We start from the raw sequence: 23,103 nt of genomic DNA on the forward strand, positions 1-23,103 counted from the left end.
GGAAATAAGGAATGAATTTTCGCTTTAGATTGATCAAAGCCTTGCAATTCATCGTTTTAGTAACCATGTTAGTGAATGTCACGATACCTGGTGTTATATCTCCTGTAGCTACAGCTGCAGCTGCGTCAATCAATTTGGCTGCTGGTAAATCGTACGCGTCCAGCACCTCATATAATACAAGTCCTTGGTCGACTACGAAAGCGTTCGACGGTGACCCGAATACTGCTTGGAGACATACAACAACGGATACTTCACCTTGGCTTCAAGTGGATTTAGGAGCTTCAATGTATATCAATCAAATCAAGCTGCGCACACCAAATATCAGTTCAACAGATTACGCCAATAGGCCCGTCAACTTTGAACTTCAATATTCCAATGATCTGCTCAGTTGGACCTCCGTCTACAAAACTCCTGCAGGGGTAACGGATTCAATCGGAAGCTCGGCTTCACGATCCTTTGATTTCACTACAGTTCAAGGGAGATACGTGCGGTTTTGGATACCGAATGCGCCTATGCCAGCTTCTGGTGCAACCCTTGCAGGCATCTCCGAATTTGAAGTTTATCTCAAACCGCCAGCAGTAAGCGGAGTGGTGATTGACAACCCTTCCATCACCTTGGGCAGAAACGGGAATCATAAACTAACGGCGACTGTCCTACCTGCTGGAGCAGATCAGAGCGTGAGCTGGTCAACTAGTGATCCAACCGTAGCGACAGTAAGCAGCAGCGGTGATGTGTCCGGAATTGGCATGGGTCACGCCATGATTAGAGCAACAAGTGTCACGGATGCGACTTACTTTTATGAGACGGATGTGAATGTTATCGTTTCGGATAAAAAAGAGATCACAGCATTCAGCTTCCATAACACGAGCTCCACATGGAATGGCAGTATTGATAAGGGTCATGGAACCATTTCGGTTCAGATACCCGAGGGAGTGCCATTTAACTCATTAGTCGCTCATTTTCAGACGGTTGGTGAGGCGGTTTACGTCAACAATACGCTTCAGGTAAGCGGCCTAACTGTCAATGATTTCACTACACCCATCACGTATCGAGTCGTTGCAGAAGATCAAACTTTCAAGGAATATGTCGTAACCGTAACGAGTCGCGGTGAGTCACAGAAGGAACTAACCTCGTTTTCTTTCAGCGGCTTGAACCCGGCAGTAAATGCCTACATCGATGGAGAGAACGTGAATGTTGTCGTTCCTAGTGATACGAACATGACGGCCTTAGTGCCGAGCTTTACTTATTTAGGCAAGCGCATGGAGTTGAATGGAACCATACCTATAAGCGGGATCACAAGCCAGGATTTCTCGAATTCGGTGACCTATACGGTCTATGCGGATGACAACTCCTACAGAAATTATACCATCAATGTGTATAAACAGCTCTCAGGCAATCCGGTTAATATGGCTTTGGGAACGAAAGCGACAGCTACGAGTACAGCCTTTTATAAGAACCCGCCTGAAACGCTCGTTGACGGGAAAGAAGATACATTTTGGCGGAGAATGAGTACGGATTTCGTACCTAATTATGCAACAATTGAGTTGCCAGCAGTATCGCTCTTTAATAAAGTTGTGTTAAAAGAGGCGCTTCGCAACGGCGCGTATCGCACCGTGAGTTTCTCACTGTATGCGTCTACAGACGGGCAATATTGGACCAAGCTGCATGATGGAGGCACGATTACGCAAAGGCTAGAAGTTAGCTTTAGTACGATTGCAGCCAAATATGTGCGATTGGTTGTGACGGCGGACGATACGTTCGATCAGCCTTTCATTGCAGAGATTGAAGTCTATAACAATACGATGCCTGCTGCTTCGCTTATACTCCCTTCCCCGACGCAATTGTTATCGGGCGAATTGAAAACTATGCAGGCAGCCATTCTGCCGACTGCAGCCGATCAACGTGTTATGTGGAGCTCATCGGATCCAACTGTGGCTACAGTGGATAAACAAGGACTGGTAACTGGGATAGCAGCAGGTACAGCAGTTATCCATGCAAGAAGCATTTCGAATCCAGCGATTCAGTCTTCCACGCAGGTGACCGTCCAAGCCCAGATCAGTACTGCGAAGGAAATAACGGCTTTTACTCTTAATAATGTAACCCCTGTAAGCAGTACGATAGTCGATAATAGCATTACGATTACAGCCCCAGTAGGAACGGATGTAACCCACCTAGCCGCAAGCTTTACGAGCACAGGAAACCGGGTGACCGTGAACGGAACAGAGCAAAAGAGTGATATTACAGTAAATAACTTCACAGCCCCTGTTATCTATACCGTCTGGGCGGCTGATGGAACGAATAGAGTGTATACCGTTCAAGTTGATCTCAAAGGAGATACCAAGGAACTGACGTCGTTCCGTATAGACGGTTTGACGACAAGCGTAAATGGCACGATATTCTCTGGGATTAGCAGCCGCACGATCGAACAAGTCGCTGGTGGCATGTATACGATAAATGATAATTACACTAACAGCATCGAGTTAATTGTTCCTGAAGCTGCTGATATCACGCATCTCGTGGCGACTTTCGAGACTTCTGGCGATGGGGTCGAAGTGAATGGAACTGTTCAAACGAGCGGCGTGACGGCAAATGATTTCTCAAATCCCGTTCTGTATACCGTGAAAGCACAGAATGGTACGACCAAAACCTATAAGGTCACCGCTTATAAGCAACCGACTGAAGCATCGGTTATTGTGACCAATCAGGTGGTTGGTCAAACGATGAAGAATGTAGGATTCAGCGGCTCCTTCTTTCTAAAGAATGACAATATCCCTGCCTGGCTGAAATATGCGAATGTGAATGCAGTCCGTTATTGGGTTTCTCCAACGCGCTTTATTACGGAAGGCAATGTGAATCGATCAACGGATGTGAATAGTGTTGCTGCTTTTGACGCTATGAAGAACGACCTGCGGGCGAAAATGGATAGCAATATGACGGACAATACGTATCTGAATTGGCCAGTTATCAAGTCGAATTTTGACCATCTCTGGGATGGTACGGCTGAATTCAATATCGATTACAATATGCAGACGTTTAAATCACTTGGGCTCGATGTCATTGTGGAGATGCATGATGGTGTATATGGGGGATATGTGAATGATACGGACCCTCTGAAATGGCAAATCATGTGGAAAAAATGGCAAGCGTATTACGCGGAAGCCTTCTATTTGGCCAAAAACTATGGCATCACGAAGTTTGAAGGACCGAATGAACCAGAGGTATTCATGAAGGTAAGTACTTCACCGGAAGAACGCGCGCAGGAGGTTAACAAGGTTACCTTTTTTCTGAAAATCATTGCGGATGCGGTCAAGAGTGCCGTAGAAGATGTGAATCGTTTGGAAGGAACGCAGTATACAGCAACATTCGCTGGACCAACCTTGGCTTCCAGTGGTTTAAGTGATATTGCTAAGCAAACGATGAATGGCAACCGTACGAATTATCGTGGCGAAGCCGTTAACTTTAATCTCATTGATGTCTTTGTGAAGCATACGTATTCAAGCGGAGCGGATGACTATGGTCGGGAAATCGATGAAATGCATGGTATGATGCAGACGCAGTCTGTGAATCAGCAAGCATTGCCGATCATGTATACCGAGTTTAACTATGCTGCTGGTGCAAACTGGAAAACGTTAAACGTAACCGGGGATACGCCGAAAGTGTTTCGTACAGAAGCCATGACATGGCAGACTGCAATGGACAAAAAAGCACAGGCCATGTATCAGTTCAAGTCCAGCAATGTATACACAGGCATTAATGGGAATGCCGTTATGTTTATGTATGACCGTTCCAGGGATCCAGCTCAGAATCTTGTGCTTGGCAAGTCAGTAACGGCGAGCTCCAATCAAGCGAATGCAGGCAAAGTTGTTGACGGCGATTCCAGCGACGGATCTGCCTGGATAAGTGGAGCAGGTACCAATCACACGTTAGACATTGATTTAGGTGAAACGAAAACGATCAAACAAGTGAAAATTGACTTAGGGGACGCTTTGTATGATCCTGCGCTAAATAAATTTACAGGAACCTTCGGGAACTTTAAGCTTCAATATTTAGATGCAGACGGGATGACTTGGAAAGACATTGTTAATGTTACGACGAATGCGAATAACTCAGCAGGTGACGTCATCAACCCGGTGACCACGAATAAGCTGCGATTTACTTCAACAGCAAGTGGACCTATCAAAATTAGGGAAGTGTATGCCTCTGATCAAATTCCCGTCTATGATATCGGCGGACCGACGAAGAATGCCGAAGTGACGCGTCTATTTGCAGAAGGCTTCAAGAATGAACGTGATTTATATGCCACAACCGCGGTCGCGAAGTATGATACGAATTATGAGGCTTCGACAGCTTTTGATCCTGTAACGTCCAATTATTACATCTGGATGCCGCAAACCAGTGACCAAGTTGATTACCGAACAACCATTGACTTGTCAGCTTTAGATGTAAACCCAGGGAATTTAGTATCCATTCGGGAGGTTAGCGGATCGAGCTTTGGCGGTGTCGTGTACAGAGCTCCATTAGCTGCGAATAAGAAACTGACGCTCATGCAGCCCAAACAAAGTGTGTGGTTAGTCACCGTTTCCAAAGGCGCACCAATGACCAAGCCGATTACAGTTAAGGCAAGTGAAGATGCCCAAGTCTCATTAGGGGCTTCGCTTTCTACAAACTTTGGGAATAATCCTAGCATGACCGTTCGTCAGAGTACGAGTACACTTGATCATAATGCTGCAGCGTACTTGAAATTCCCAGCCTCTAAGGGAGCTAGAGTCGCGAACCTGAATGTTTTCGGTACATTGAACGAGACATCAAAGTTAGATCATTTCGACGTCAATGTCTATGGAATTTCAGATTCGGAATGGAAAGAAGAAACGATAACCGGAAGTAATGCGCCTAATTTAAATGCTAAAGCTGCTTATTTAACCGATCTCGGAGCTACTGCCGAACCTTTAGGTATGATGACCTTCACCAAAACGGGTGGATACAGTTCTGTGGATGTAACGGAGTTTGTGAAACGTCATGCGGATTCTCCGCTATCCTTTGTACTCATCAAAGAGAAAAGAAATTATACGGAAGTCAACGACAATGATATCGTTGTGTTGAGCTCTCGTGAGGGTGATCCTGCTGAGCAGCCCGTATTGGAATTGTGGAGCTCTGATCCTGCAGGTTCTGATCATTCTGATCCTGAAAGCCCAACTGCCGTCCAGCCACCTGGTGGGAATGAACCGCAAATCAAGCTTCATTCATCTGGCGAAGTCAGTGTGGAAGCCAAACCTACGCTTACCGCTTCTACAGGGATAGCGAAGGCAGCTTTAACCGAGGATTTACTTCAACAAGCAGCCGGTAAAGTGATGGCAAACGAACGTGGCGATAGGAACGTTTCGATCGATCTCGCCAAGGTGGATGGAGCGAAGGCCTATGAGCTAAGTTTTGCGGCGAGCACGCTGGATTCAGGTGATGTTAAGCAGAAATGGGAAATTCGGACTGAATTCGGCAACATGACAGTCCCTTCTAATCTGTTGCGTGCTGATGAAGTGGGGAATTCACCTTACGTATCGATTTCGATTGCGAAAGCGGACAAGTCGAAGCTTGAGGAGAAAGTCAGGTCGTCCATAGGCGACCGCCCATTCCTTGATTTGAACGTGAAGGTGAATGACAAGACGATCGCATGGGATAACCCGAATGCACCAGTAACAATCGTCATTCCTTACAAGCCTACACCGGAAGAATTAGCGAATCCAGAGCATATTGTTGTCTGGTATGTAGATGGTCAAGGCCATATTCAAGCGGTAGCGAATGGCAAATATTATCTGGCAACCGGCACAGTTACATTTACGACGACGCATTTCAGCCAATACGCAGTTAGTTATACGAAGAAATCGTTTGATGATCTCCAACAAGTGAATTGGGCACAACATGAGATCGAAGTCCTCGCTGCCAAAGGGATAATATCGGGAACTTCGGAAACGACGTTTCATCCATTGGCGGATATTTCAAGAGCGGATTTCTTGCTGATGCTCATTCAAACTTTAGGTCTAACCGATGCTAAAGGAATGACTGGGCATGGCTTCACAGATGTTTCAGTATCGGATTACTATTACGATGCTGTTGCTGCTGCAGTGAAGCTTGGTATTGCAGAGGGAGACGTAGGCAATCGCTTCGTACCTCATGCACCCATCTCTCGTCAGGATATGATGGTACTTACAGCCCGTGCTTTACGAGCCGTATCGACACAGCTGAATGGCAGCGAATTTCAAGATCTGAAGCGCTTTGCAGATCATAAGGATATAGCTTCCTATGCAGCAAGCAGTGTGGCCATGATGGTGAAGGAAGAGTTGATTCAAGGTGATGCCAAAGGGCTGAATCCGACGGGACTGCTATCCAGAGCGGAAGCGGCTGTACTGATCTATCGCCTATATAACAAATACAGCAACTAATTTGTAATCGAATAGGATCACACAGGGAGGATCGATCGCGCCTGTGTGATCTTTTTGTTCAAATATCAGAAAAATTGATATGTTTAAGGGGTAAGCGAAGCTTACCCCTTATTTAGGTTCGGTTCACAGATGGCAAAAATGCAAAAGAGCATCCTTTTCATGGGTAATCACTTCAACTTATTAAATACATGCAAAAAGGCATCTTTTGGGGGCGAAAAGGTCTAAACAGAGCTGAACTTACAGAAATTGATGCCTTTTTGCATCAATTTTAGATGAAATCGTGTATTTGATAGAGAAAAGTTGCACTTTGGCATTTCTCAGTAGATGGAGAGTAGGCTGGTTGCAGTTTGCAACTTAAGGATGTCTCATGCACGCCAAATGTAAATTTATTATCAAAAATGACATGATTGTAACTTACGAGTGCCTCCCCATTCTTTATATAATGATAAAAAAAGAAAGGGATGGGGCAGATGAGTCAAGTCATAAAGCGAAGAAATAAACTTCAATTGAAAGAAACCTACGCGGGGATCATGTTCATATCTCCAATGCTGATCGGATTATTGATCCTAACGGTGATTCCTACGTTGGCTTCATTTATTATCAGTTTTACGGATTGGAATTTTGTTACAACTATAGATCATATGAAGTTCGCCGGCCTAAAGAATTATAGTCATTTGTTCCAAGACGAATATTTTATGAAGTCGGTACGGAATAACTTGATTTTGATCCTAGTGGTACCAATCGAACTTATCGTTTCCTTACTGTTGGCGGTCACCGTGAATAAGCATGTGTACTTCAAAAGCTTCTTCAAAGTGGTGTTCTTTATGCCCTATATCTCAAGTATCGTTGCGGTTGCGGTCGTATTTCAGGTGTTGTTCCATCCATCGCTTGGACCTGTTAACCAAACATTGATTGCGCTTGGCATCACAGATCCACCGAAGTGGTTAGCAGATTTAACTTTTGCGCTTCCATCCGTTATGATCATTATGATTTGGGTACATATTGGATTTGCACTTATTGTGTATTTGGCAGCCTTACAAGCAATCCCCAAGGATCTTTACGAAGCAGCTGAAATTGACGGAGCGGGTAACTTCGGTAAGTTTAAACATATAACACTTCCGATGGTTTCCTCTACCACCTTTTTCCTTTTAATCACAGGAGTTATCGCCAGCTTCAAAGTATTCGACATCATTGCCGTACTGACTCAGGGTGGTCCTTCCTTCTCCACTTCGGTCATTGTATATTACTTATATAAATCCGCTTTCGAGGATTTGAAGACAGGATACGCATCAGCAATGGCATGGTTCTTATTCGCTTGTGTCATGGTCATTACAACGATTCAATGGTATGGACAAAAGAAATGGGTTAACTATTAATTCGTCAGAAAGGTGTAGCCATGAAAATAAATGTTATGAAAATCATGTTGACTGCGGTCATGTTTCTAATAGGCATCCTATTTTTGCTCCCTTTTATTTGGATGCTTTCCACATCCTTTAAACCGGAAATTGATGTATTTAACTTCCCGATCGAATGGATTCCTCAGAAGTGGAGCATCGTAGCTAATTATAAGGAAATATGGGGCGGAAAGTATCCATTCTCGTTATACTACTGGAATACGATTAAAGTTAGCGTGCTCACAACGATCACTTCGGTTCTCGTTTCAAGCCTAGCAGCGTATGGCTTTTCGAAAATTCACTTCAAAGGCAGAGACTTCATCTTCCTGATTGTTCTTTCGTCCTATATGATTCCGCATTTCTCAATCATCGTGCCGCAATTTATCGTCTTTAAGCATCTGGGGTTATTTAATACACATCTCGGATTGGTCTTACTAGGTTCTTTCAGCGCCTTGGGCACATTTATGTTACGACAGTTTTTCTTAAGCATCCATCAAGATTTTATTGAATCAGCGAAAATAGACGGCGCCAACCATTTGAAAGTGTTTACACATATTGCCATGCCGCTTGTTCGACCATCACTGGCAACATACGCTATATTAAGATTTATATGGACGTGGAATGATTATACGAACCCGCTTATTTTCTTGAAAACGGATAATATGGCGACATTGCAGTTAGCAATGAAAAAGTTTGCAAGTGCAAGCGGAGCTTATTATTCCTTAATGATGGCTGGTGCCGTTTCGGCCATTATCCCTTTGGTGATCATTTTTATTCTTGCTCAGAAGCAAGTGATTGAGGGGATTTCAACAGGTGGCGTTAAGGGGTAGATAAGTGTAAAGAAATTATCAAAAATGTATAAATAGTTCATTTTTAGAAATTATTGACTGTGATAAATTAGGGTTGTGAAAGCGTGTGCAACATACTATAAGGGGGCTAGGTTTTTATGAATACGAAGAAGATCGCTGCAGGAATGTCAATGCTTCTCGTCGCAGGAATGGCCGCAGGTTGCGGAAACACAGAAACGAAACAAACGCAGGAATCAGCATCTGCAACGAAGCCGGCACAGCAAGTTACGATTAAATATCATACTTGGACGCCAGCTAAGGATTATGAGAATGTGATTAAAGCTTTCGAAGCCAAAAATCCAGGCATCAAAGTAGAAGTGAACACCGTTGTGGAGAATGATGCGACGGAAACGATGAAGAAGTTGGACATTCTGAGTGCTTCCGGCGAGGACATGGACGTTATTGAAATTAACAGCATGGCGAACTATGCGAAGCGTGCTCAAACGAATTACGAACCACTCGATAGTTACATCGCGAAAGAAGGCATTAAGTTTGCCGATGAATACAAAAGTGACATGGCGTTAAATGGCAAGATTTATGCACTTCCAGGTATTTTCCAACAGCAGCTAGTGATGCTGAACAAAGATTTCTTGGACGAAGCTAAGCTGCCTGTTCCGAAAGATTGGACATGGGATGATTTTGCAGACTATGCGAAGAAACTGACGAAGGGTGAAGGCGCAACAAAACGATATGGTACGCATTTCCATACGTTTAAAGAATTTTTCCGGTTGACCACACTTAGCTTGCCAGCGGATCAAGGTCTGATGAAAGACGATGCTTCCGCATTGAATTTGGACAATCCTAATTTCAAGAAATCCCTAGAGCTGATGAATCAGTCGCAAAATGTAGATAAAACGGCTGCCTCCTACTCAGATGTTATTTCGCAGAAAATTCCATATCGTAATCAATATTTTGGTGGAAAAGCGGCTATGATTCCTATTGGTTCATTCCTTGCCTCCGAAGCTGGTGGTACGGATAAACTTCCAGTAACATTCAAATCGGTGTTCGCGCCAATCCCGAAAAATGCCAAAACGGACGAGTTTTATTCCAATGGAGCCTCGAATCCACTGGTGATCTCAGCTACTTCCAAGCATAAAGCGGAAGCTTATAAATTCTTGAGATTCCTTACAACCGAAGGCATTCCTCTGAAACTGACAGGTGGACTGTCCTCCTGGAAGAAGAGCGACCTTAACAAAGAATTGGATGTTATTATTAAGCAATCCTTGAAACCAGAGCTTATTGATAAAGAGTCACTTGTGTACACATTGTCTGTCTCTAAATTTGGTAAAGCGGCTGTTGTTCCGGATTATCTAGCTGAATTGGAAAAGGCTTATGTCGCTGAAGCAGAGAAATACTTGCTAGGTAAAACTGACATTAATACGACGATGACGGCGCTCAAAACTTCCTTGCAGAAAATCGTAGACGCGAATAAAAAGTAAAGGATTCCAATGAAATTGGAAATAAATGCTAGGAGGATGCCAATTGGCATTCTCCTTTTACCCTATATAATGAAGGAAGGAGGGGAAGATCATTCGAACTTACAAAATTTCATGGAGAAAGAAGTTGATTCTCTCTTCATTACTATGTCTAATCCTACCAGCCTTCATTACATTGGGTGTTACGAACTACATAACGCAAGATATTATTAAGAATCAGGCGGAAGAAAAAGCGAATGAAAGTCTGAATGTCATCGATTTGTTTATTTCAAACATGAGCAGCAATATGATGTACTTTCTGAATTCCATCTTCTCGGATACGGAAATGGAATCGCAGTTAAAGGAAGTCTGGTATGGATTGAATGATACCGGGGTCATCGATGTACTGAAATATCGCCAGATTATTAATCGGCTGCAAAATATGTCTGTCTCCGGTGAGAATACCTACATTACGATCATGATGCCAGATGGCTTTTCATTTACCAATTATCCAGCGAATGATAGCAATGCGACTTCTTTGCTTCAATTAGATTGGCTAACTGAGATCAGAGATAAACCAGTAAATCAAACCTATTGGGCAGGCATTCAACCTAATTATGTGAAACCCGAAACAGGGAATACACCAAGCCTCTTAACTGTGGTTAGAAATTTCAAGGTGAGTAGTAAATTGCCGCCCGGTCAAGTGCTAGTCAGCAGATCGGTTAAGCAGATTAGCCCCATCCTTGAGAAATATGATCTAAGTCGTGACATCTTTTTGATGGATGCGAATGGCGTATTAGTTTCACATCGGGATGAAAGTCAAATTGGCAAAACCTTTCCGTATCTGGATCTTCTTTCAGAGGGGAAAGCTGCAGATATCATCACAATCAATGATGTAAAGTATTTAGCTAACAAACATGATCTTCGCTTCGCAGATTGGAAAATCGTTAGCCTTACACCGTTCAAGCAAGCGGCTGCCAAATTTAGTTATCTATATCGGATTAATTTCTTTGTACAATGCGCCTTTATGATTATGTTTTCTGTGTTTTTATTTTATATTATCAGAAGGTTTACACGGCCGATTATCAAATTAGATCGCGTTGCTGCTAATGTAGATTCTGGTAACTTGTTTGTCAGATCGCATATCCGTGGAGACGATGAAATTGGTAGGTTGGGTCAATCCTTCGATAATATGTTAGATCATATTCAACGCATGATCCAGCAAATTACCATGGAACAACAGCTGAAGCACAAGGCGGAAATTGATTTGCTGCAAGCGCAGATCAATCCTCACTTTTTGTTTAATATTTTGAACTCAATGCGAATTCGTATTGAAATGCGAGGTGATCAAGAAGGCGCAGAATTAATCAGCTCATTATCAAATTTATTGCGGATGACGATCAATCGGAATAATGAATTTGTCTCGCTGCACGAAGAAGTACAGACGGTTCAGCATTATATCAAGCTCATGAATTTCAGGCACAAAGAGGGAATTGACTTGATTGTGAATTTAGAGACAGAGACACTTCTGGAGCAGTTACCAAGATTTACGTTACAGCCGATTATTGAGAATGCGTACATACATGGTTTAAAACAAAAGCGCGGGTTGATCATGATTGACGCCAGAAAATCAGAAGCGGGCTATGTCATTTCGATTGAAGATGATGGTACGGGGATGACAGCGGAGCAATTGACAGCCATTACCGATGGTTTATACGAACGTTCGGAGCTTAATCAGAGTGAAGCTCCTAAACACCACTCCAAAGTATCAGGAATTGGTATAAAAAATGTTTATGAACGATTAAAAATCATGTGCGGGCAGGAGTTCGAGATGTCAGTTCATTCAGAGCTAGGAAAAGGGACCACCATTACGTTATTTATTCCGAATGCATAGCAAGGGGGCGAGGACACATGTATAAGGTGATGCTTGTTGACGATGATTACTTGGTTCTTTCCTATTTACAAGAAATTGTTCCGTGGGAAGGACTCGGCTTGCAGCTCGTGGGCATGTATGAAGATGGTCTGGAAGCTTACAACGCAGCTAAAGTTAATTATCCAGATATTCTAATAACGGACATCGGTATGCCTGAAATGGACGGCTTAGCGTTAATAAAGCTGTTACAGGAAGAGCATAAGGATCTGCATGCCGTCATTCTTTCCTGCCATAATGATTTTCAATATGCCCAAACGGCAGTTAAATTAAATGTGCATGAATATGTATTGAAAGAAACTTTAAATGCGCAAACCATTTTACCCATCCTAAGCAAATTGATCGAAAATTTGGATCAAGCGAGACATGCAAGAGAGCATACAGAGCGCTTCAAGCAAATCGCCGAGCAGCAGCAGTTTATGTTCAAGGAAAAGTTCATTCGTTCCATCCTGCAGCAACCTATCCTTAGTGATGAAGAGTGGGCCAAAGCGATACAAGCTTGTGGATTAAGTTCAACACATGTCGTACCTGTGACTTGCTTTGTTAATCAGTATCAGCGAACCTTAGCGCGTTTCCAATCGGAAGATACATTGAAATTTGCCATTGAAAATATTTTGAATGAAGTCGTGGACGCGAGCGCGGCCATCGTATTCCCGTATCAAGCCAATGAAACGATCCTGCTGTTTCCTTCTCATAATTCCTTAGTGGTCAATGTGTATCAGACGATTAGAGATACCTTAGCGCTCATCCAAAGAGTATTGTCCAAGTATGTCAAAGTGGATACCTCATTTATTATCGGAGATGTTATCGCTGCACCAGGCGAATTGAAAAAGCAATTAAAGCTGCTGACGCAATCGTCAGATCAACGATTTTATTTGCGGAATTTGGATATTCTCAAATTGAAGCAATTGCCTACTTCTTTTTCACAAGAAGATATGTTCGCTCGTTATGCGGAAATTTCTGAAGCTTGTAAACGTCTTATTTTGGAACAAGCCGAATCACAAATCGGTCCTAGTTTAGAACAATGGTTTGAGTTGATCAACCAAGAGCGCTATCAACCTGATGTTGTGAAAAGCTTTTTTCTGAAAATTATGATGGATTTGCAGGTAAGATTGAGGTCAATTCAACGGTTTCAATCGTATTATGCCATGGAGATCTCACACAAAAAGATGAATGTCATAGAGACTTTGGACGAGCTTAAGCATTGGATGTCTGATTATTTGCATGATTGTGTTCATGTGATGAAACAAATATCGAACCAATCGCTTCGCGTGGAAATTGCTGAAGCACAGCGCTATGCGGAAATGAATCTGAATAAGAAAATAACCTTGGAAGAAATAGCTGAAAGATTAGAGCTCAATCCAAGCTATTTCAGCCGATTATTTAAGAAAGAAACGGGTGAAGGGTTTATTGAATTTGTCACCCGAATGAAGATGGATAAAGCCAAGGAGTGGTTGATTTCATCGAATAAAACGATTGATGAACTGTCAGAATTACTCGGCTACGAGAGTAAAAGCTATTTCGTCAGAACGTTTAAAAATCAGATCGGCGTCACGCCTGCGGAGTATGCAAGGAAATGAATAGACTATGACTGAGGAGCGAGAAGCGATGACACATGTTAGTAAATCTTGGTTGGATGAGGCATGGGACAGTACGGTAGCGAAGGTTAGGAAAACAAGTAGACGCATCGAAGCAGCCTTTCCCCATATTACCGTGAACGGGAAGTATGACAGCACGAAGCCCGAGTGGTGGACAAGCGGTTTTTGGCCAGGCTTATTATGGTTAATGTACCGGGAAACCGGGGACGAAAAATTAGCCGAATATGCGGCTTCATGTGAAGCGCAATTGGATGTGGTTCTGGAAAACTTTTACCAGTTGGATCATGATATGGGGTTTATCTGGAGCCTGTCTGCCGTAGCACAATATAAACTTACAGGGAATGAGCAATCGAAACGAAGAGGGTTGATTGCGGCAAGCCATCTGGCAGGACGATTCAACTTGAAGGGCAATTTCATTCGCGCTTGGCCGGACAATACGACAGATCGACGTACGGGTTGGGCAATCATTGACTGTACCATGAATTTGCCGCTTCTGTACTGGGCATCTGAGACCTTGGATGATCCGAGATTTAAGTTCATCGCCATGGCACATGCAGACACAGTGCTGCGCGAATTTGTTCGCGAAGATGGATCTGTGCGTCATATCGTGTGCTTTGACCCGCATACCGGAGAACGCGTGGAGGTTCGGGCGGGACAAGGCTATTCGCCGGATTCCGCATGGTCCAGAGGAAATGCATGGGCACTTCATGGTCTTGCGCTATCGTATCGTTATACAAGAGAGCAACGGTACCTGGATGCTGCGAAGCGTATTGCCCATTTCTTCATTTCGGGATTACGAGAGGACAGTGTGCCATACTGGGATTTTCGTGCTCCGAAGGAGGAACAAGATTGCGTAGATACGTCAGCTGCAGCATGCGCAGCAAGTGGTCTACTTGAGATTGCGAACGAGGTGCCTGAATGGGAGGCTTCACTTTATCGAGAAGCAGGCGAGCGAATCGTAAGATCACTGTACGAAAATTACGGGGCATGGGATAACGAAAATGAAGAGGGTCTCGTCATGAAGGGCACCATCTTTTACAAGTCTGAACGTTATCCGAATCATATTCCGATTATTTATGGCGACTTCTTCTTCGTGGAAGCATTGACGAAGCTGAAGGGCCAGAAGGAAGTGCTCTGGTAATCACTGCAATAGCTGAGAACCCTGTGAAAGATGGCAGGGTTCTTTTTGATTTCAATAACCCTTTGATGGAAATTTCTCTCATATCCCCTGCGTTTCTTGAATAGATATGTGTAAAGTGACCTGCATGTCCAGCCAAGAATTGAATGAGCGAAGGGGATGAGAATATATCATGAAACAAGAAGACCAGGTTATCGCGATTCTTGGGATTGGCACCGCTGTGCCTGAATTCCGTCTAGATCAAGCAGATACTTCACACCGATTAACGGAAGCCTTACGTGACAACCCTAACTCCGCGCGTTGGGCGAAGAAAATTTTCAAGCAATGCGGCGTAGAAACCAGATACACCTGTGAGCCTAACCTGCTGGAAACAGCTGAAAACTGTCGGTATTTTTCTCAAACCAATTATCAAGCGCCATCGACTTCTGACCGAATGGCTACCTATAAGCGAGAGTCTGTGCCATTAGCCTTGCAGGCGGCCAATACAGCTTTGAACGATGCCAAAGTGGACGTGTCTGACATTACGCATCTGATTACCGTAAGCTGTACAGGACAGTTCCTTCCAGGACTAGATGCAGCATTAACGCATCAATTGGGACTAGCCGCCAATGTCAATCGTATTCCTTTCAATTTCCTCGGATGTGCGGCTGGATTGAAGGCTGTTTGTTTATCCCGCCAAATCGCCTCCAGCAATCCGACAGCAAAAATACTAGTCGTCTGTGTGGAGCTGTGTACACTTCACATTCAGCCTTCTAGTGATCGCGAAGCGCTATTCGGTGCATCCTTTTTCGGAGATGGTGCTTCTGCTTGTGTGGTTGGTGTCAGCAGTGAGAAGCAATCTTCCATTTTTCAATTAGGGAACGATCATTCTATACTGCTACAAGATTGTGCGGATGAAATGAAATGGGATGTAGGGAATCATGGCTTTGACCTGTATCTGTCGCCGAATATTCCTAAATTAATTGGGACATGGATCCCAGAACAAATAGAGCATCTGCTTGCTGGAGGTCCTAAACCGGAGATATGGGCGATTCATCCTGGCGGGAAAGGGATTATCGATACGCTGGAGGAGGTTTACGGATTATCAGCGGATGAAACGCGTCCGAGCCGAACGGTATTGCGCAATTATGGCAATATGTCCTCTGCGACGATTCTTTTTGTATTAGATCAAACCAGGCAGGAGCTCGCGAATCGCGGAGCAGGACCAACAAGTGGGATTTCCCTCGCATTTGGACCCGGACTTACATGCGAGATGATTCAAATTACATATCTGGGTATGCCTGCCCATCATGAAAAGAAGTTAGATGAAACCTATGTTTAATGGGCTCAAACAACGGGCTGTGCAGCATGAATTAATGGATGACTTCTCGTCAGGTGGCCCTGAGCTTCGACAAGCCCTGCAGCATTTGCGCCTGCTTAATCGCATATTTGGTGCTGCGGGGCCAACTTTATTTGGCTTTAAGCGCTTATGGCTGCAAGCGGGCAAGCCAAAGTCCTTAACGATTCTCGATGTTGGATCTGGTTCGGGAGACGTCAATCGGCACCTATTGCGATGGGCGGACGAGCATGGGGTAGAGCTTACGATTACGCTCGTTGACATTACCGAGGAAGCTTGCGCTGAGGCAAGGGAGCTTTTCCGGGCGGAGCCACGCGTTCATGTGATGCGGAGCAGTCTATTTCAGCTTCCGGAAAATGGGGTGGATATCACGACGGGCACACAGTTTGTGCACCATTTTACCAACACGGAGCTCCCTCAAGTTGTGGGCTGCATGCTGAAGGCCTCCCGATTAGGTGTCGTTATCAATGATATTCATCGGCATTGGATCGCTTGGGCTGCTGTGTGGGTCACGGCTCGGATCATCTCTAAGAACCGCTACATTTTGAATGACGGCCCCTTGTCTGTAGCCAAAGGCTTTCGAGCTAGAGATTGGACAAATCTCCGTAAATCGTTGGGCCTATCAGATATGTTGGTTTCCTGGAGACCCTTGTTCAGGTATGCTGTCGTGATTGTGAAAAGGGAGCGGGCATGATGACACACAGCTATGATGTAGCCGTTATCGGGGCAGGTATCGCGGGTAGTGTGATGGCTAAGGCCTTAGCCGATCAAGGCTGGGATACGGTATTGTTCGATCGTAAGGCATTCCCGCGACATAAGGTTTGCGGGGAATTTCTGTCCCCAGAATCCCTATCCATGCTCAAAAAGCTTGGATTGCGGAAAGCCGTCGCAGCCCTGAAACCAAGTGCGATTCGTCGGGCAAGCTTGATCCTTGGTCGGGGACAACCTTTACAGATTACTCTCCCAGGAACGGCTTGGGGAGTTAGCCGCTACCAGCTTGACTCGGCTCTGCATCATGCTGCATTGCGCTCAGGTGTACAGGTGGAGACAGAAACAACGGTGACTGCTGTGAAACCGAGTGATCAAGGATATTTCATTGAGGCGAAACAGCATGGGCATGTTCACGGATACCATGTGAGAGCGGTCATTGCAGCAACTGGCGTAGTTGGTCTTCCCAGTCAACATGGTCAACGTCCGTCAAATGCGGCCTCCATCAAGGGTACGCATCTTGGTGTGAAATCTCATTTTACAGGGATCGAAATGAACGGTGTTGTGGAGCTTTATTTTTTTGAGGGAGGTTACTTGGGAATTTCACCTATTGAAGATGGACGAGTCAACGTAGCAGCCTTACTGGAACGTGAGGCTTTTCAACATTCAGAGAAATCGATCTTAGGGTTAATTGAAGCCGCTTCTCTCAGGCATGGTAAGCTGTCCCAGCGGCTAGCTTCTGCCCAGTCTGTTCAAGGCACGCAGGCAGCAGTTGCGCCTGTGAAGCTAAACCGCAGCCCACTTGCTTGGGATAAGTATCCACGATTGGGAGACGCCGCTATGATGCTGCCGCCGCTCTGCGGTGACGGGATGTCAATGGCGCTACGTTCGGCGGGGATATGCGCACCGCTCGCATCCCGGTATTTAAAGGGGGAGATCACCTTGGCGGGGTGGGAGCGGGACTATACGCAGGCTATTCACCGGGAGTTCAAGGGACCCTTGAGGTGGGGACATTTGTTGCAGGGGATGCTGGCTGTGCCGTATCTGCCGCATATTATGCTTGCTGCTGCTAAGTATACACCTGGATTAGCCAATCGTTTGGTTCAAGCGACTAGACTAAAGGAAACCGAGTTGTAAGGAGAGGGGGAGGACCTTGCAGAAACTTGCCGTGATATCTCTTCGTTATCCCAAAACGATCCTCCTATTCTGGGTCCTATTCTTCTTTTATTTTGGTTTCTACGCCCCTAAACTGCCTGACGTGCTGAAGGATCATGGTTTGATCTCGGATGGCGCTTACGCACAAGTCGAACGAACGCTTGCCTCTGATTTTCACATCCCAGCGAACCCCGTCATTCTTGTGTTTGAGAAAAAAACATCTATGTCCTCCCCGCAATTTGAGCGGTTCATTCAACAAGATCTATTATCCTTACGTGGCATGGAAGGGTTAATCGAAATCGTATCTCCACTCGAACGGGAGGGGATGATACAAGGGGACCACGCCTATGCACTGCTGGGCTTTCAGCAAAGTCCGCACGAAATGAAGCCTGTTCTGCATGAGCTCCAAACACGTCTGCCGAAGCATCGCGATATGACCGTGCAACTGACGGGGAAGTCGGCCGTTCAGGAAGACGTGAATCGAGCGAGTGAGCATGATTTGCGAAAAGCGGAAAGCATTGGTCTTCCGGTAGCTTTTCTAATTCTTTGGTTGGCTTTTGGCGGAATGACCTCGGCCTTGATTCCCATTATTATTGGCGTAATCGCAGTCTCCGGCACGATGGGTATGATGGTGTGGATGGGGACACGGATCGACTTGTCTAACTTTGTGCTGAATGTCATTCCAATGGTGGGTTTGGCGCTTAGCATTGATTTTGCCTTGATGATGGTTAGTCGTTTCCGCGAGGAAATCCATGTGAATTCTATTGGACAAGCCGTCATGACGACGATGACAACAGCTGGAAGAGCCGTGTTATTCTCTGCGCTGAGTGTTTTCCTTGGCCTTATGGGCATCTTGTTCATACCACTTCCCATATTTTCGACGATTGCTATTGGTGCAATGACCGTATTAACCGTTTCGGTCCTGCTCTCATTGACGCTAGTTCCGGCGCTTCTAACCCTGTGGTGGCCGGCCATTCGAGCCGAACGTAAACCGCTTTATCCCCAGAAGGGTAAAAGCAATCTCTGGTTTGCCATGGCACGCTTCGTGATGAGAAAACCAGTCCAGATGAGTATGCTCGCTGCCTGTATCCTCATTGCTTGCTTCTTGCCGCTGACGAAGATGCAAGTGGCGATTCCCAACGCGACCTCCTTACCTGAGGGCTACGCGTCCCGGGCAGCTTTCGAGACCTATCAAACTCACTTCGGTTCGCGTACACGATCAGATGTCTATCTCATTGCGAGAGGGACAACCTCCTCATTGACCCTCAATGATTGGAAGAACGCAGCTTCGCTAATTCAAAAATTAGAGAGAGAGTCGCTCGTTGAAGGGGTGAACTCGGTTTTTTCGAACATGCGAATGCCGTATGATCAACTGTATGCCGTATTCAACAATCCAGCTGTTCGAGTGAAATATGAGCGAATTTTTCAAGCTTTCGTTCAAGGGAATGAAATGCTCGTTCACATTCGATTGAAGGGTGAGCCTTCCTCACAGCAAGTGATGGATTGGCTTAGACGTTGGGAAAAAGCAGGGGCCACATCTGCCGCACTTCCATTCCTGCTTGGCGGTGAAGCGAAGTATCAGCAGGAGATTAACGACGATATTTTTGACAATTTAAAATATGTACTCCTGTTCATCCTTGTTTCGAATTATGTGGTGTTATTCATCGCCTTCCGTTCCATTCTCATCCCCCTCAAAACAATTCTCATGAACCTATTGAGCTTAGGGGCATCATTCGGGATTCTAGCGTGGTTATTCGAGGAGGGGCATTTCGGATTGGAACCGAGTCGGATTGCCATTATGATTCCTGTGTTCATCTTTGGGCTGGCCTTCGGGATCTCGATGGATTACGGTGTATTCTTAGTCTCGCGGATCTACGAGGAGTACCAACGAACACAAGATAATCAGCGCGCTGTGCTTGTTGGCTTGGGCTCAATCAGTAAAATCATCAACTCGGCTGCGGCTATCATGATTGCGGTCACCTTGCCATTTGCATTCGGAGATGTAGTAGGTGTGAAACAGCTGGGGATTGGCATTGCGGCGGCGATTTTCATCGATGCCACGGTGATCAGGCTGGTGCTTGTACCCGCATTAATGGTCATCCTCGGCAAATGGAACTGGTGGGGGCCGCGTGTGAATAAAACGCGTACATAAGGTAATAGAAAAGGTTGTTCCAAAGCCAATATTGGAATGGAAAAGGAGCTGAGCGTGTTTGCGCTTAGCTCCTCTGTTTGTCCGAATACTTGAAGAATACACATGCTACAGAGGCAGAATAGACCAGAATCAAGTGCCCTCACGCTGTAACGTTGAAAAACACGCTTACAGAAGCGAAACGGGCCCGGATCCGAATGCCCTTCACGCTGTAACGTTGAAAAACACGCTTACAGAAGCGAAACGGGCCCGAATCCGAGTACCCTAACGCTGTAACGTTGAAAAACACGCTTACAGAAGCGAAACGGGCCGAATCCGAATGCCCTCCACGCTGTAACGTTGAAAAACACGCTTACAGAGGCGAAACGGGCCGAATTCGAGTGCCCCCCACGCTGTAACGTTGAAAAACAGCTTACAGAAGCGAAACGGGCCGAATCCGAATGCCCTCCACGCTGTAACGTTGAAAAACACGCTTACAGAAGCGAAACGGGCCGAATCCGAATGCCCTCCACGCTGTAACGTTGAAAAACACGCTTACAGAAGCCACATACATGGCATGGGGCCCCTTCGCAATCAAGGACTATTTCACATTAATGACGGCCCGGGCGGATGCCAAGCCCTGCGCATCTGCGCTCACGATGATCTGGCCAGGCGTGATGCCAGCTCTAACGTAGGCGAGCAGCCTGCCATGGTAGGCTTTTCGAAATGCAGAGCTATACGGCTCCAGATCCTGCGCATCGCCATTTTCCAAACCAATGAGCTCACCAGGACCCTCCATGGATAGCTTGATGAGATCATCAGCCAGGTAAACGGGCTTTCCATGGCTGTCGGTGATCTCGATCTCCACATGGGCAATATCCTGTCCATCAGCGTTCAATTCAGCAGCATCTACGCGCATGACCAGCTGTTCTGGTTTGGAGACCGTTTGCAATGCGTAAGAGGTTTGGGTGCCGTCATGGCTTTGGCATACAACTTGCACCATGCCTTCTTCAAAGCCCACTTCCCAACACAGGTAGCCTTGCGGCGAATCCTTGAGCTGCTTGCGTCCGAGTGACCGCTCATTGAGGAAGAGCTCCGCTTCTTCACAGTTGGTATAACAGATGACGTCCAGCTGGTCGTTTGTTTGCCAGTTCCAGTGGGGAGCACCACCGTGCCATCTTTTGTTGCCTGCATACGCGGGATCATCTTTACGCACGGCAGCAAGGAACGCCATCGGTTCCTGACACCAGAGGCTCTGACGGAAATAGTAGCTGGCTTTCTTGAAGCCGGCAAGATCCATGAATCCGGCTTGCGAAGCCCGCACCGGCCAACCTTTGGCCTCGCCCATATAATCGATTCCGGTCCAAATAAATTGCGCACAGATCGCATCGTTGTCCTTGACGGCAAGCCATGCCTCTAGGCTAGCACTATTTTCACTGCCCAAGGTAACCCGATTCGGATATTGCTGCCGCGCTTCCTCATAGAGATGCTCCTTATAATTGTAGCCCACTACATCGAGCGTATCGGCATAGCCAATCAAATTCGCCAATTCCGGAAAAGCCAATGCTGCCGTGACGGGTCTAGTTGTATCGCATTCCTTCACATAGCGCACAAGCCGTTTGGCAATCGTTGTCAGCCTATCGCTTTGCGGTTTATTCGGATCATATTCGCGTTCAGCTGAAGGTTTATTGGCATCATTATTACCAGTCATCGATTGGAAATAGGGATGGCAGTAAGGATCGTTCGGATAATCAACCTCGTTTCCGATACTCCAGAGAATGATGGACGGATGGTTGCGATCCCGCAACACCATCTCTTTAATGTCCACTTCGCCCCACTGCGGGAAATCTTCATAGTAGCCAAAATGCTTCGGCGGGTAAACATTGTGTCCAGTGGACCATTTATGCTTCACGCCTTCCCATTCATCAAAGGCTTCATCAATGACGAGAAAGCCCATTCGGTCGCATAAATCGAGCAAAGTCGGAGCAGGCGGGTTATGGCTCATTCGGATGGCGTTGCAGCCCATTTCCTGCAGCGCCTGGAGTCTGCGTACCCATACCTTTTCGGGAACTGCGGCACCAAGTGCTCCTGCATCGTGATGGACGCAAACGCCTTTTATTTTCATATTCACGCCATTTAAGAAGAATCCCTTATCTGCATCAAATTCGAACCAACGAATGCCTACGGGTGTGTTGACATGATCAATGAGTTCGCCGTCTTTTCTAATTTCTGTACACAATACGTACAATTCAGGCGAGCTCGGGGACCATAGGCTGGGGTTATTTACCGTGATCATTTGAGTCAACGCCGTCTTGGAGCCAGTCGGAATGACGCTAGCATCACTTACAGAACGAATCTGTTTCCCGTTGGCATCCCACAGGGTGTTTGTAAGCTGAATAGTCTCATCTGCCTGTGACTCATTGCATAATTGCACGTTAACGGCTACGGTTGCCTGATCTTCGGAGACATCCGGTGTTGTAACGAAAACACCGTATTGATCGATATGTATGGAATCTGTGATTGTTATATAGACATCCCTGTAAATACCTGAACCGGTAAACCATCGCGAGTCGGCAATATCCTTATGGTCGACCTTGACGGAGATCACATTGTCCTGCTTCCCGAAGGAGATGAAATCCGTGATGTCATAGGTAAAGCTGCTATAGCCGTATGGTCGCTTCCCCAGATAATAGCTGTTGCACCAAACTTGGGAGTTGTTATAGATGCCCTCGAAGGTGATACAGACGCGTCTGCCTTCGAATTCCTGAGTCAGTGCCAGGCTTTTGCGATACCATCCTATGCCGCCGGGCAAGTAACCAGTGCCACTGGAATGCTCTTGTGAAAAAGGTTCTTCAACAGACCAGTCATGCGGAAGGGTTACTTCCCGCCAGCTCGCATCTTCAAAACCTCTATACCAAGCTTTGGGCTCATCACCCCTGAGAAATTTCCAATTCAAATTGATAGGTTGAATGATTCTGCTCTTGTTCATCTTCTTTCTCCCTTCTCATCTGAGCATCCA

12 protein-coding genes are annotated in these 23,103 nt (G+C 45.7%); 11 read left to right on the forward strand and 1 reads right to left on the reverse strand.

Annotation, left to right across the window (positions count from 1 at the left end; translation table 11 throughout):
- The first annotated feature begins 11 nt into the window (after nt 1-11).
- The 11 genes from AC58QO_RS01785 to AC58QO_RS01835 all read left to right on the forward strand — a co-directional run bounded on the left by AC58QO_RS01785 (nt 12) and on the right by AC58QO_RS01835 (nt 20,108).
- A complete protein-coding gene (locus AC58QO_RS01785) occupies nt 12-6,434 on the forward strand; it encodes a discoidin domain-containing protein (protein ID WP_497263501.1) in 6,423 nt (2,140 codons plus the stop codon).
- A gap of 470 nt (nt 6,435-6,904) precedes the next feature.
- Nucleotides 6,905-7,810, forward strand: coding sequence for a carbohydrate ABC transporter permease (locus tag AC58QO_RS01790; protein ID WP_497263503.1), 906 nt, complete (start codon nt 6,905-6,907; stop codon nt 7,808-7,810).
- 20 nt (nt 7,811-7,830) lie between these two features.
- Nucleotides 7,831-8,658 (forward strand): carbohydrate ABC transporter permease, encoded by an 828-nt coding sequence (locus AC58QO_RS01795; protein ID WP_497263505.1) that lies wholly within the window; start codon nt 7,831-7,833, stop codon nt 8,656-8,658.
- Nucleotides 8,659-8,774: 116 nt separating this feature from the next.
- Entirely contained in the window at nt 8,775-10,115 is a 1,341-nt protein-coding gene (locus AC58QO_RS01800; RefSeq protein ID WP_497263507.1) for an extracellular solute-binding protein, read from the forward strand.
- 124 nt (nt 10,116-10,239) lie between these two features.
- Complete coding sequence (locus AC58QO_RS01805; protein ID WP_497263509.1) at nt 10,240-11,985, forward strand: cache domain-containing sensor histidine kinase; 1,746 nt, start codon at nt 10,240-10,242, stop codon at nt 11,983-11,985.
- A gap of 17 nt (nt 11,986-12,002) precedes the next feature.
- Nucleotides 12,003-13,601 carry a response regulator transcription factor gene (locus tag AC58QO_RS01810; protein WP_497263511.1) on the forward strand — a complete coding sequence of 533 codons (1,599 nt, stop codon included), beginning with the start codon at nt 12,003-12,005 and terminating at the stop codon, nt 13,599-13,601.
- A gap of 28 nt (nt 13,602-13,629) precedes the next feature.
- The gene (locus AC58QO_RS01815) at nt 13,630-14,760 is read left to right on the forward strand and encodes a glycoside hydrolase family 88 protein (protein ID WP_497263513.1); all 1,131 of its coding nucleotides are present in this window, start codon (nt 13,630-13,632) and stop codon (nt 14,758-14,760) included.
- Between the two features lie 169 nt (nt 14,761-14,929).
- Entirely contained in the window at nt 14,930-16,078 is a 1,149-nt protein-coding gene (locus AC58QO_RS01820) for a type III polyketide synthase (RefSeq protein ID WP_497263515.1), read from the forward strand.
- Nucleotides 16,071-16,787, forward strand: coding sequence for a methyltransferase domain-containing protein (locus AC58QO_RS01825; protein WP_497264364.1), 717 nt, complete (start codon nt 16,071-16,073; stop codon nt 16,785-16,787). The genes AC58QO_RS01820 and AC58QO_RS01825 overlap by 8 nt, the downstream gene beginning before the upstream one ends.
- Nucleotides 16,784-17,938: an NAD(P)/FAD-dependent oxidoreductase gene (locus tag AC58QO_RS01830; RefSeq protein ID WP_497263517.1), complete on the forward strand. Its 1,155-nt coding sequence runs from the start codon at nt 16,784-16,786 to the stop codon at nt 17,936-17,938. The genes AC58QO_RS01825 and AC58QO_RS01830 overlap by 4 nt, the downstream gene beginning before the upstream one ends.
- A gap of 16 nt (nt 17,939-17,954) precedes the next feature.
- On the forward strand, nt 17,955-20,108 hold the full coding sequence (locus AC58QO_RS01835; protein ID WP_497263518.1) for an MMPL family transporter: 2,154 nt from the start codon (nt 17,955-17,957) through the stop codon (nt 20,106-20,108).
- Nucleotides 20,109-20,685: 577 nt separating this feature from the next.
- On the opposite strand, the gene AC58QO_RS01840 is transcribed toward AC58QO_RS01835, so the two are convergent.
- Complete coding sequence (locus AC58QO_RS01840; RefSeq protein WP_497263520.1) at nt 20,686-23,073, reverse strand: glycoside hydrolase family 2 TIM barrel-domain containing protein; 2,388 nt, start codon at nt 23,071-23,073, stop codon at nt 20,686-20,688.
- Nucleotides 23,074-23,103: the final 30 nt, after the last annotated feature.

The sequence above is a fragment of the Paenibacillus sp. J31R30 genome (assembly GCF_059692115.1).